Origin of the sequence: Micromonospora sp. L5 (assembly GCF_000177655.2) — a bacterium.
Lineage (GTDB): Bacteria > Actinomycetota > Actinomycetes > Mycobacteriales > Micromonosporaceae > Micromonospora > Micromonospora aurantiaca.
This window is the reverse complement of record NC_014815.1, coordinates 2,971,028-2,982,617: the sequence shown is the minus strand read 5'-3', so window position 1 is coordinate 2,982,617 and position 11,590 is coordinate 2,971,028. Positions and strand designations below refer to the sequence as shown.

Sequence of the window (11,590 nt, the reverse complement as noted above, 5' to 3'; positions counted from 1 at the left end):
TGAAAGCTCGCGACGCGCCTTCACCTGCCCCTCCATTCCCGCAAGATCGATCAACCGCGTCTCTCGGCGGCGCATGCCGATTATTGCTCAATCCAGACTTCCCTGACCAATCGCGCGGGGCCCGTAGCGCTCCGTGACCGGCGTGGCGAGGCGAGTCTCACGTTTCGAGTAGGGAGAACCCCACCCCGAACAGGCCAGCGTGCGGGATGGGTCGGCGGGGCACGCGCCCATAGCCTCGAACCATGACCGCAGCACCACTGGCCACCGCGCCCGCTCCGCTGTCCCCCGTCCACGGGCTCCTGCGCCGCCTCGCCCGCGACACCACCTACGTGCTCGTGGGCCTCCCGCTGGCGATCGTCAGCTTCGTGCTGGCAGTGGTGGGGATCTCACTCAGCGCCGGGCTGCTGGTGACCACGCTCGGCCTGCCGATCCTCGCCGGCTTCCTCTACGCGGCCCGCGGGCTGGCCGACATCGAGCGGCTCCGGCTCGCCGGGGTGCAGGACCGGCCCCGGGTACGCCCGGTCTACCGCAGACCGGAGCCGGGTGCCGGGTTCTGGCGCCGGGTGTTCACCCCGATCCGGGACGCGCAGTCGTGGCTCGACCTGCTGCACGCCTTCGTCCGGCTGCTCGTGGCGGTGCCCACGTTCGTGCTGCTCGTGGTCTGGTGGGTGCTCGCACTGGGCGGCACCCTCTACATCGCGTACGACTGGGCCATCCCGCGCGGCGCGGACGACCAGGACCTGAGCCAGCTCCTCGGGATGGGCGACGGCCCCGGCGCGCGGATCGCCCTGAACACCGCGATCGGGCTGTTCGCCCTGTTCACCCTCCCGCTGGTGGCGCGCGGCTGCGCCCGGCTCCAGGCCGGGCTGGCGTACTCGCTGCTCACCGGCGTGGCCGAGATGCGGCAGCGGATCGTCACGCTGGAGGAGCAGAAGCGGGCCGCCGCCTCGGCCGAGGCGGTCGCGCTGCGCCGGCTGGAGCGCGACATCCACGACGGCCCGCAGCAGCGGCTGGTCCGGCTCGCCATGGACCTCGGCCGGGCCCGCCACCAGCTCGCCGCCGACCCGGAGGCGGCCCGGCAGACGCTCGACGAGGCGGTCGCGCAGACCCGGGAGACGCTGGACGAGCTGCGTGCCCTGTCCCGGGGCATCGCGCCGCCGATCCTGGTCGACCGGGGCCTGCCCAGCGCGCTCGCCGCGCTCGCGGCCCGCGCCCTGGTACCCACCGAGCTGACCGTGGACGACGACCTGGGCATCGCCGCCGGACGGCTCGACCCGGGGCTGGAGAGCACCGCGTACTTCGTGGTGGCCGAGGCCCTGACGAACGTCTCGAAGCACAGCCGGGCGAACATCTGCCGGGTGGAGGTCACCCGGAAGGTGGGCCGGCTGGAGATCACCGTCACCGACGACGGCGCCGGCGGCGCGCACCTGGCCAAGGGGCACGGGCTCAGCGGCATCGCCGACCGGGTCCGGGCGGCGGGCGGCACCCTGGAGGTGGCCAGCCCGGCCGGCGGCCCGACCCGGATCCACGCCGAACTGCCGAGGTGACCCGGTTCGCCCGGGCTCCGGGCCGTCGCGCGGTGGCGCGGCGCGCCCGGCATCCGGGCCGCCGGGCGGCAACCGGGTCCGGGCGTGATAGACACCGGACCCATGCGGGTGGTGATCGCGGACGACGCCGTACTGCTCCGGGAGGGGCTGGTCCGGCTGCTGACCGAGTACGGGCACGAGGTGGTGGCGGCCGTCGGTGACGGTGACGCGCTGGTCGAGGCGGTGGTGGCGCACCGGCCCGACGTCTCGGTGGTGGACGTGCGGATGCCGCCGTCACACACCGACGAGGGACTGCGCGCCGCGGTGGAGGCCCGCCGCCGGGTGCCGGGCACACCGATCCTGGTGCTGTCCCAGTACGTCGAGGTGTCGTACGCCGACGACCTGCTGGACACCGCGGGCGGGGGCGGCGGTGGGATCGGCTACCTGCTCAAGGACCGGGTCGCCGCGATCGACGAGTTCCTCGACGGCCTGGCCCGGGTGGCGGCCGGCGGCACCGTGCTCGACCCGGAGGTGATCAGCCAGTTGCTGGTCCGGCGGCGGCGCGACGACCCGCTGGCGTCGCTGACCCCGCGCGAGCGCGAGGTGCTGGCGCTGATGGCCGAGGGCCGCTCGAACACCGCCATCGCCCGGACGCTCGTGGTCAGCGACGGCGCGGTGGAGAAGCACGTCCGCAACATCTTCACCAAGCTGGACCTGCCCCCTGATGCGACCACCCACCACCGCCGCGTCCTGGCCGTCCTGGCCCACCTGCGCGCCTGACCGGGCCGGTCAGGCGAGCGTGCGGGCCAGCGTCACCGCCTCGGTGAGCGTGTCGGCGGCCGGGTGGCCGCTGCCGCGCAGCCGGTCCGGGTCGGACAGGCCGCCGGTGTAGAGGACGCAGCGGGCGCCGACCGAGGCGGCCGCGTCGGCGTCGTCGAGCGAGTCGCCGATCAGCACCACCTCGTGCCCGCCCAGCCCCAGTTCGGCCAGGTGCTTCTCCAGCCACTCGGCCTTGTGCCCGCCGCCGACCGTGGCGCGCAGCCCGTCCACCCGGCGGAAGTGCGGGGTCAGGCCGTACGTGTGCACGGTCGGCACCAGCTCGTCGTGGAACCACATGGACAGCAGCGACTGGCTGCCCTCCCAGGACTCGATCGCGGTGGTGGCGTCGGCGGCCAGGGCGCAGGTGGTCAGCCCGGCCCGGTAGGCGTCGTGGAAGACCCGGTCGAGCGTCCCGAACGCCTCGGCGTCCACGGCCCGGCCGAGCATCTCGGCGTAGTAGTCGGCGATCGGCCGCCGGAACCGGACCCGGTGCTCGGCCGCGGTGACCGCCGGCCCGCCGGCGCTGGCGAAGGCGACGTTAGTGGCCTGGACCACCAGGTCGAGGTCGTCGAGGAGCGTTCCGTTCCAGTCCCACACGAGGTGGCGTCGCATACCCGTCACCCGAGCACCATAGTGCTAGAGCTGCGGCGTGGTCAGATCACGCAGCAGCCGGTCCTCCTCGACCCGCCAGTAGCCGTGCTCCTTGCCGTCGAGCAGCACCACAGGCAGCCGGTCGCCGTAGTCGCGCTCCATCTCCAGGTCGCCTGTGACGTCCCGCTCCACCCACCGGTCGCCGGTCACCGCCACCACCCGGTCGAGCGCGGCCTTGGCGTCGTCGCACAGGTGGCAGCCGGGCCGGGTGATCAGGATGAGCCTCGGGTCACTGGACATCGGATACCTCCGTGCGGATCTCGGTCGGCGTCGCCGGGGACGGCACCGCGGGCGCCGGGCGCAGCTCGGTCTTGCGTACCTTCCCGATCGCCGAGTACGGCAGGCTGTCGACGAACTCGACGGCGGTCGGGCACTTGAACCGGGCCAGGTTACGCGCGCAGTGGGCGAGCAGGTCCTCCGCCGTCACCGGCGGGCCGGCCGCCCGGACCACGTACGCCCGCACAGTCTCGCCGGTCCGCGGGTGCGGCACGCCCAGGACGGCCGACTCGGCCACCCCGGGGTGCGCCTGGAGCACCAGCTCCACCTCGTGCGGGTAGACGTTGAAGCCGTTGACGAGGATCAGCTCGCCGAGCCGGTCGACCAGGAACAGGTCGCCGTCGCCGTCGGCGTACGCCACGTCGCCGGTGGGCCACCAGCCGTCCGGGTCCGGCCCACCCCGCCCGTCCGGCCAGTAACCGGCGAACAGGTTCGGGCCGCGTACCACGATCTGCCCGGGGTCGGTGCCGGACGGCTCGTCGGAGAGGTCCATCTCGTCCTCGTCGGGGGCGTCGGCGGGCACCCCGTCGCGCCACAGCTCGGTGCCGTCGGACCCGACGAGGCGCAGCCCGACGCCGGGCAGCGGGCGGCCGATCGAACCCGGTTTCGGCTCGCCGCCGACGAGCGTCGAGGTGAGCACCGGCGCGGTCTCGGTGAGCCCGTAGCCGACGTGCACCGGGTGCCCGGTCAGCTCGGTGAAGCGCGCGCCGGCTGCGAGCGGCAGCGGCGCCGCGCCGCACACCGCGACGCGTACCGAGGCGAGCGCCGCGGCCGGGTCACGCTCCGCCTCGGCCCAGGTCAGGAACATCGGCGGTACGCCGACGAGCACTGTGACCCGGTGCCGGGCGATGTCGTCCAGCGCGCCGGCCGGGCCGGGCTCGTCGACGAGCACCCCGGTCGCGCCGTGCCGCACGACGGCGCCGAGTGCGGAGTTCAGCCCGTACGCGTGGAACAGCGGAAGGGCGAGCAGCACGACGTCGTCGGGGCCGACCACAGGTGGTTCGATGCGGTCGACCTGGTCGTGGTTGGCGGCGAGCGCCCGGTGCGACAGCATCGCGCCCTTGGGCCGGCCCTCGGTGCCGGAGGTGTAGAGCAGGACTGCGAGGTCGTCGCCGGAGCGGGCCGGGAACCGGGCCGGCGCGGCGTCGCCGGACACCGGCGGCGCGGTGTGCACGGCACGCAGCGCGGGCAGCTCGGCGGGGTCCACCCGAGCGGTCACCTCGGGCGCGCCGACGAGCACGGTCGCGCCGGAGTCGGCGAGGACGTGCCGCAGCTCGCGGGCGGTCAGCGTCGGGTTGACCGGTACGGCCACCAGCCCGGCCCGGAGCGCGGCGAGGTAGGTGACCACGAAGTCGGGGGTGTTGCCGAACGCGATCGCCACCCGGGGCGGGTGGCCGGTTCCGTCGGCCGGTGGCGCGTCGGCGAGCAGCGCGCGGGCGGTGGCGGTGACCGCGTCGTCCAGCTCGGACCAGAGCAGCGTCCGGTCGCGCCAGTGCAGCGCGGCCCGGTCGCCCCGTTGCGCGGCGGCGTGGCGGAGCCGGTCGGCGAGGTTCGGCGCGGAGCTTTCGGCGGCGTCCTGCACGGTGGCTGAGTCTGGCACAGCGGTGTCCGACAGGCCATGCCCGAACACGGCGCCGGGTCCGCCGCACGGGACTGCAATTGCCGTACGGTGGGATTCCTAGCCACGGGATGAGGATCTCCACCGGTGCCCGGGCGGGAAGCCGGACGTGACCCGGCCGCACCGCTCCCGCGACACGCCGAGCGAAAAGAAAATCGGCTCCGACCAGGACTTTCCACTGCGGACCAGGTTCCGGCGCGAAAGTCAACCACACACGACGGACAACGGGTCCGCCATGTGTGCGACCTGGCGGGAAATACTTCCGCTCTGTGTAACGGACTTGCCACGCGTGGGTGACGTTGGCCCTATCATCACTCGGGTCGGCTCACCCCATTTGCCGTGAGTCGACACCCCTCAGCCCGAGGAGGCCCCCGTGCCCGTGAGCGCATTGGACCAGCACCTCAAGGGGATCTGCCGCCCGCCGGCACGTCCCGACCCGGCCGTGCCCGACCGGGTGTTACCCGGTCCTCCGGCGCGGTCACTGTCCGCTCAGCCTGGGGAGGCGCGGTGACCACCTTCGGTTACGCCGAACGACCGGCCGGTGTCACCGGCCCGGCCCAGCGCAACCCGCTCAACGAGCGCGCGGACCCCGGCCCCCGGGGCACCGACGGCCAGCTCGCGGTACGCGGCGACGGGCGGCGCGTCCGCAGCCGCGCGCACCACACGAACGAGGCGCCGCCCCGCCCCGCGACCCCGGGCGGCAATGCGAAGCCCGCGACCGGCCGCCTGGGCAGTCCGACCCGCCCGACCATGCCGGCCCAGGCGCGACGCGGCGACCGGGGCCGAGCCGTCCGCCGCCGAGACCGCGGTCCTGCCGGCGGTGACCACCGGCGACACCGCCGTCCTGCCCGCCGTGCCGGCCGCCGCGCCCGCCACCGGCTTCCCCAGCCGCCCCGACCCGTCCGACCCGGCCACCGAGGTGTGGACGCTGGTCGAGCGCGCACAGGCGGGCGAGTCCGAGGCGTTCGGGCTGATCTACGACAGGTACGTCGACACCGTCTTCCGGTTCGTCTACTTCCGCGTCGGCAACCGCCAGCTCGCCGAGGACCTCACCTCCGACACGTTCCTGCGGGCGCTCAAGCGGATCGGCAGCTTCACCTGGCAGGGGCGCGACCTCGGTGCCTGGCTGGTCACCATCGCCCGCAACCTGGTCGCCGACCACTTCAAGTCCGGGCGCTACCGGCTGGAGGTCACCACCGGTGACGTCCTGGACGCCGAGCGGGAGGACCGCGGACCCGAGGGCAGCCCCGAGGCGGCGGTGGTGGAGCACATCACGAACGTCGCCCTGCTCACCGCCGTCAAGCAGCTCAACCCGGAGCAGCAGGAATGCATCGTGCTGCGATTCCTCCAGGGCTTCTCGGTGGCCGAGACGGCCCGCTCCATGGGCAAGAACGAGGGCGCCATCAAGGCCCTGCAGTACCGGGCGGTCCGGGCGCTGGCCCGGCTGCTGCCCGACGGCTTCCACTCCTGACGGTCCCGACCCGGCCGGCGCACGACGCCGGGCGGTGTCGCATGCCCGACGTACCCCCCACCCGCCCCTCACTCCCGGTGATTTCGCCGCCGCCCCAGCCGTAACCGGCGACCGGCGCGGTCCGTTTCTCCGGGTGCGACCAGTGGTTGTCCCGGCGTCCCCCGGGCCACCCGGTCCGGCGGGTCAGGTCGGCCGTTCCGGTCGGCCCTGGGCCACACGCTGCCACCGGTCGCTGGTGACGACGACGGCCGCCCGGCCGTGACCAGCGAGAGGGGGTGCCGCGGTGGACAGCGACCTCTTCTCCCGTCGGCGAGCCGAGCGCTTCGCGCAACTCCTCGACGAGGCCAACGGCGGACGCCGGCACCACGTCCGGTCCAAGGCGGACGGTGAGCTCACCGCACTCGTCGAGGTGAGCCGCCGGCTCACCGCAGAGCGGCCCGACGTCGAGGTGGACGCCGAGTTCCGTACCGGCCTGCGGGCGATGCTCGTGGCCACCGCCGAACGCGAGGGCGTCGGCGCTCCGGCCAGGACCGCCACCTCCGGCGTACGCGGTGCGCTGCTCCCCGCCATCACCGGCCGCCGGGCGCGAGCCCGGGGCGCGATCCTGGTCGGCGTGGCCGCCGGGGCGGTCGCCCTCTCCGGTATCTCCGCCGCCAGCGAGAACGCGCTGCCCGGCGACGCCCTGTACGGCATGAAGCGCTCCACCGAGCGCGCCCAGCTCGCGCTCGCCAGCTCGGACATCAGCCGAGGCCAGCTCTTCCTCGACTTCGCCCGCACCCGGCTCGACGAGGCCGCCTCGGTGCGCGACGACCGCATCGGTTTCAGCGCCGTCCTGGACGACATGGACGCGGACACCCGCCAGGGCGTACGCCTGCTGACCACTGTCGCCGCGCAGCGCTCGGACCCGACGGCGCTGGACGCGGTGGACACGTTCCTCGCCGGCCAGCGCCGGGTGGTCAGCGGCCTGCTCGACCGGCCCGACCACGCCGACCGGGACCGCACCCGCCGCTCGCTGTCCCTGCTCGACGCGGCGGGCAAGCGCGCCGACGCGCTCCGCGAGGCGATCGCCTGCGGGCTGCCCGCGCCGCAGGCCAGCGACATGCTCGGGCCCGCTCCGGCCACCTGCCCGGCCGACCGCTGACGCCTACCGCGCCACACTTCTCCCGGCGGACACCCGGCCGTCACATCGTGCCGGATACGCTCGACGAGGAGGGCGTACGCCGTCGTCGAGGCAGGGAGGTCGCCGTGGCCGGGAGCCGGAAGGTGACCGTCAGCACCGACGCGCACGGGCACACCGCGGGCTGGTCGGAGACCCCCTCGGCACCGGCGACCACAGTCACGCCCGACCCCACCGCGGCCGCGTTCTTCGACGTGGACAACACGATGATGCAGGGCGCGTCGATCTACTGGTTCGCCCGCGGGCTGGCCGCCCGGAAGTACTTCACCACCGGGGACCTGGCCCGGTTCGCCTGGCAGCAGGCACGGTTCCGGCTGCTCGCCACCGAGCACGCGGGCGACATGTCGCAGGCCAAGGAGGCCGCGCTCGCCTTCGTCCAGGGCTGGCGGGTCGACGACATGGAACGCCTCACCGACGAGATCTTCGACGAGCTGATGGCGCCGCGCATCTGGGCCGGCACCCGTCGCCTGGCGCAGCGCCACCTCGACGCGGGCGAGCGGGTCTGGCTGGTCAGCGCCGCCCCGGTGGAGATCGGCCGGGTGATCGCGACCCGGCTCGGCCTGACCGGCGCGATCGGCACTGTGGCCGAGGTGGTCGACGGCGCGTACACCGGGCGGCTGGTCGGTGACCTGATGCACGGGCCGGCGAAGGCCGAGGCGGTCACCCAGCTCGCCGCCGTGGAAGGGCTGGACCTGGCCCGGTGCGCGGCCTACAGCGACTCGGCGAACGACCTGCCGATGCTCCGCGCGGTCGGCCGCGCGGTGGCGGTCAACCCCGACCCGGCGCTGCTGCGGCAGGCCCGCGAGCAGGGCTGGGACGTGCGCGACTTCCGCACCGGGCGCCGGGCCGTACGCATCGCCGTGCCCTCCACCGCGGCGGCCGGGCTGCTCGCCGGCGCGGTCACGGCCGGTCTGGCGCTGCACCGGCGCCGCCACCGCGACGCCTGACCGGCGCGGCCCGGCTCAGGGGCCGAACGGGTCCGGCCGGCGTTCGAGCAGCTTGTGCAGCGTCTGCTGGATCGTCTCCCGCACCTGGTCGGCGAGGTTGAACACCACGAGCGGGTCGTCCGCCGCGTCACGCAGGTGCGCGGTCGGGATCGGCGGGCAGAACTCGATCAGCCACTTGCTCGGCAGCGGCACCATGCCCAGCGGCCCCAGCCAGGGGAACGTCGGCGTGACCGGGAAGTACGGCAGTTTGAGCAGCCGGGCCAGCGGCTTGATGTCGGCGAGCATCGGATAGATCTCCTCGCCGCCGACGATCGCCACCGGCACGATCGGCGTACCGGTGCGCAGCGCGGCGGAGACGAACCCGCCCCGGCCGAAGCGCTGGAGCTTGTAGCGGTCGGCGTAGAGCTTGCCGACGCCCTTGAAGCCCTCCGGGAACACGCCCACCAGTTCCCCGTTGCCGAGCAGCCGCTCCGCGTCCGGGTTGCACGCGACGGTGCCGCCGGTCTTGCGGGCTATCTCGGAGACGACGGGCATCCGGAAGACCAGGTCGGCGCCGAGCAGCCGCAGGTAGCGGTGCGCCGGGTGCCGGTCGTGCAGCGCGGTGGAGAGGATCAGCGCGTCGAGCGCCACGGTGCCGGAGTGGTTGCCGACGACGAGACCGGCGCCCTCGTCTGGTACGTGCTCGATGCCGCTGACCTCGGTGCGGAACCAGTCCCGGTAGAGCAGCCGGACCAGCGGGTGGACCACCGCGTCGGTCAGGTCGGGGTCGAAGCCGAACTCGTCGACCTCGTAGTCACCGGCGAGCCGCCGCCGCAGAAACGCCAGCCCCTGGGCCACCTTGCGGTCCCAGTGGTCCCCCGGACGGTCGGCCACGGCCGGACCCGACGGCGCGTTCCCGGTCGGTGCCTCGTCCGCGGGGGCCTGCTGCACGACAGCCTTCTTGGCCACGGCCTTCTTCGCCACGGCCTTCTTCGCGACCGTCTTCTTGGCCACTGTCTTCTTCGCCGGCTGGTGCGGCGTGGCCGGAACGCCCGCGCCGCCGGCGGCGCCCTGCTCGTCGGCGGCGGCGCCCTGCTCGTCGGCGGCGGCGCCCTGCTCGTCGGCGGCGGCGCCCGGCTCGTCGGCGGAGGTGTCCGGCTCGTCCGGCGGCGCCGCCGGGCGGGCGGACGGCGCGGTCACCCGGCGGTGCCCGTTGCGCCGCGCGGGCTCCGCGCCCGGATCCGGCACACCCAGCGGTACGTCGTAACGCGCGTCACGCCGCTCGTCGGGGCTGCTCACGAACGCTCCCGTACGGTCGAGCGGACCTGCCGGATGCTCTCCAGCACCAACTGCTCGGCGGCGGCGAGCTGGTCCCGGGTGACCACGACTCCGCCGTGGTGGGCGCGGATGAAGTCCTCGAACGCGGCGGCTGTCGAGCGGGGCGTGAAGCCGTACTCCCGCTCCAGTCGGCTGGTGTCCACCACCCGACCGTGCACGAAGAGGTCCACCTGGTCCAAGCCGTACCGGCCGAAGCCCAGACTGCGGGCGACCGCGGCGACCCCGGCCAGGCCCGGTTCCAGCACCGGCACCGCCACCCGGCCGGCCCGGCGGATCGCCTGCGACAGCGACAGCACCCCCGGCCCGGCGACGTTGTACGTGCCCGGGTGATCCTCGGCGACGGACCGGTGCAGCACCTCCAGCGCGTCGTCGAAGTGCACGAACTGCAGGCGCGGATCGCGGCCGAAGACGGTGGGCACCACCGGCTGGGAGAAGTAGCGGGTGAGCGTGGTGTCGGCGGCGTACCCGATGAACGGCGCGAAGCGCAGCACCGTCGCGGTGACGTCGGGCCTACGGCGGCGGAACCCGCGGACGTACCCCTCGATGTCGAGGATGTCGCGGCCGAAACCGCCACGCGGCACCTCGCGCGGCTCGGTCTCCTCGGTGAAGACGGCCGGATCGCGGAACGACACCCCGTACGCGGCGGTGGACGAGCGGACCACGAGCTTGCGCAGCCGGGGCGCGCGTTGCGCGGCGGCGAGCAGCTGCATGGTGCCGATGACGTTCTGTTCCTTCATCCCCGCCCGGCCGCCCTGCTGCGGGTCGGGGGCGGTGACGAGCGCCAGGTGCACCACCGTGTCGACGTCGAGGTCGTGCAGGAGGCCGCCGAGCGAGTCGAGGTCCAGGCGGATGCGTTCGACGTCGGAGAGCAGGTCGGTCAGCTCGGGGTTGGGTGGTGCCGGGTCGACCCCGATGACGCGTTCGATCCGCTCGTCGGCGGCGAGCCGGGCGGCCACGTGGGCGCCGAGCCAGCGCCCGACCCCGGTGACGACGACGACCCCCGGGGCACCGGAGGTGTCACCGGGGGTCATGTCGTGCGCCTAGCGCGGCAGGCGGGATCGAGCCGGGACGTCCGCGGCCTGATCACCTGAGCCTCCGAGGGTCGACAGTTGGCAAGTGGTGCCGGTGCCGGGCTGCTGCCCGGCACCGGTCACTTGCCGAGACGGCGACGCTGGACGCGGGTCTTGCGCAGCAGCTTGCGGTGCTTCTTCTTAGCCATGCGCTTGCGGCGCTTCTTGACCACCGAGCCCATACGACAGCCTTTCGATGCAACGTGCGGGGCGGACCGGACGGCACCACCACGGGTGGCGCCGTGACCGCTTGCGGACAACGGACCGGACCAGCGTGGTGGGCAGGGCACACCAGAGAGCGGTCACGGTCGTGGCCCAGCCTAACCGGAGTGCGTCAGCAGGACCAACGCGCCCCCGTCGATGCCCCTTTTCGTCGCACTCGGCGGACGGTGCGCCGAGGGCTCAGGCGGACTCCTGGAAGGCGCCCCGGAGGTATTCGTGCACGGCGTGCTCGGGCACCCGGAACGACCGGCCGACCCGTACCGCGGTCAGCTCACCGCTGTGCACGAGGCGGTAGACGGTCATCTTGGAGACCCGCATGACCGTCGCCACCTCGGCGACGGTCAGGAACCTGACATCCGACAGCCGTGCGTCGGACTGCGACCCGGCCATGGCTCACCGACCCATTCCCGTGCCCGGCGCGTGTCACCGGGCAGGTGTTCCCGCCTCGACGAGCGACGCGCGTGTAACCAGTACGGTAGCGGGACGGCTGTGACCT

11 protein-coding genes and 1 pseudogene are annotated in these 11,590 nt (G+C 74.0%); 5 read left to right on the top strand and 7 right to left on the bottom strand.

Going from position 1 to position 11,590, the window contains the following annotated elements; all coding sequences use genetic code 11:
* Positions 1–242: 242 nt before the first annotated feature.
* Entirely contained in the window at positions 243–1,547 is a 1,305-nt protein-coding gene (locus ML5_RS14220; RefSeq protein ID WP_013475154.1) for a sensor histidine kinase, read from the top strand.
* Between the two features lie 102 nt (positions 1,548–1,649).
* Positions 1,650–2,306 (top strand): response regulator transcription factor, encoded by a 657-nt coding sequence (locus tag ML5_RS14215; protein ID WP_013475153.1) that lies wholly within the window; start codon positions 1,650–1,652, stop codon positions 2,304–2,306.
* A 9-nt stretch (positions 2,307–2,315) separates the two neighbouring features.
* Here ML5_RS14215 and ML5_RS14210 read toward each other — a convergent pair whose 3' ends face one another.
* From ML5_RS14210 to ML5_RS14200, 3 genes are read right to left on the bottom strand one after another with little or no spacing between them, the layout of a single operon-like run.
* Positions 2,316–2,957 (bottom strand): HAD family hydrolase, encoded by a 642-nt coding sequence (locus ML5_RS14210; protein ID WP_013475152.1) that lies wholly within the window; start codon positions 2,955–2,957, stop codon positions 2,316–2,318.
* Positions 2,958–2,981: 24 nt separating this feature from the next.
* A complete protein-coding gene (locus tag ML5_RS14205; protein ID WP_013288752.1) occupies positions 2,982–3,236 on the bottom strand; it encodes a glutaredoxin family protein in 255 nt (84 codons plus the stop codon).
* Positions 3,226–4,902 carry an AMP-binding protein gene (locus ML5_RS14200; RefSeq protein ID WP_013475151.1) on the bottom strand — a complete coding sequence of 559 codons (1,677 nt, stop codon included), beginning with the start codon at positions 4,900–4,902 and terminating at the stop codon, positions 3,226–3,228. Before ML5_RS14200 ends, ML5_RS14205 begins: the two co-directional genes overlap by 11 nt.
* A gap of 495 nt (positions 4,903–5,397) precedes the next feature.
* On the opposite strand from ML5_RS14200, the pseudogene ML5_RS14195 reads away from it, so the two are divergent.
* The 3 genes and pseudogenes from ML5_RS14195 to ML5_RS14185 all read left to right on the top strand — a co-directional run bounded on the left by ML5_RS14195 (position 5,398) and on the right by ML5_RS14185 (position 8,485).
* Positions 5,398–6,361, top strand: a pseudogene (locus ML5_RS14195) (ECF subfamily RNA polymerase sigma factor, BldN family).
* A gap of 283 nt (positions 6,362–6,644) precedes the next feature.
* Positions 6,645–7,502 carry a DUF5667 domain-containing protein gene (locus ML5_RS14190; protein ID WP_013288755.1) on the top strand — a complete coding sequence of 286 codons (858 nt, stop codon included), beginning with the start codon at positions 6,645–6,647 and terminating at the stop codon, positions 7,500–7,502.
* A 104-nt stretch (positions 7,503–7,606) separates the two neighbouring features.
* Positions 7,607–8,485, top strand: a complete 879-nt coding sequence (locus ML5_RS14185; protein ID WP_013288756.1) for an HAD family phosphatase — start codon at positions 7,607–7,609, stop codon at positions 8,483–8,485.
* A gap of 15 nt (positions 8,486–8,500) precedes the next feature.
* Here the strand turns inward: ML5_RS14185 and ML5_RS14180 are convergent, their stop codons facing one another.
* The 4 genes from ML5_RS14180 to ML5_RS14170 all read right to left on the bottom strand — a co-directional run bounded on the left by ML5_RS14180 (position 8,501) and on the right by ML5_RS14170 (position 11,484).
* On the bottom strand, positions 8,501–9,358 hold the full coding sequence (locus ML5_RS14180) for a lysophospholipid acyltransferase family protein (RefSeq protein WP_030269196.1): 858 nt from the start codon (positions 9,356–9,358) through the stop codon (positions 8,501–8,503).
* 401 nt (positions 9,359–9,759) lie between these two features.
* Positions 9,760–10,833: an NAD-dependent epimerase/dehydratase family protein gene (locus ML5_RS14175; protein ID WP_013288758.1), complete on the bottom strand. Its 1,074-nt coding sequence runs from the start codon at positions 10,831–10,833 to the stop codon at positions 9,760–9,762.
* 119 nt (positions 10,834–10,952) lie between these two features.
* Positions 10,953–11,054, bottom strand: coding sequence for a 30S ribosomal protein bS22 (locus ML5_RS31515; RefSeq protein ID WP_007465623.1), 102 nt, complete (start codon positions 11,052–11,054; stop codon positions 10,953–10,955).
* 220 nt (positions 11,055–11,274) lie between these two features.
* The gene (locus ML5_RS14170; RefSeq protein WP_013288759.1) at positions 11,275–11,484 is read right to left on the bottom strand and encodes a helix-turn-helix domain-containing protein; all 210 of its coding nucleotides are present in this window, start codon (positions 11,482–11,484) and stop codon (positions 11,275–11,277) included.
* Positions 11,485–11,590: the final 106 nt, after the last annotated feature.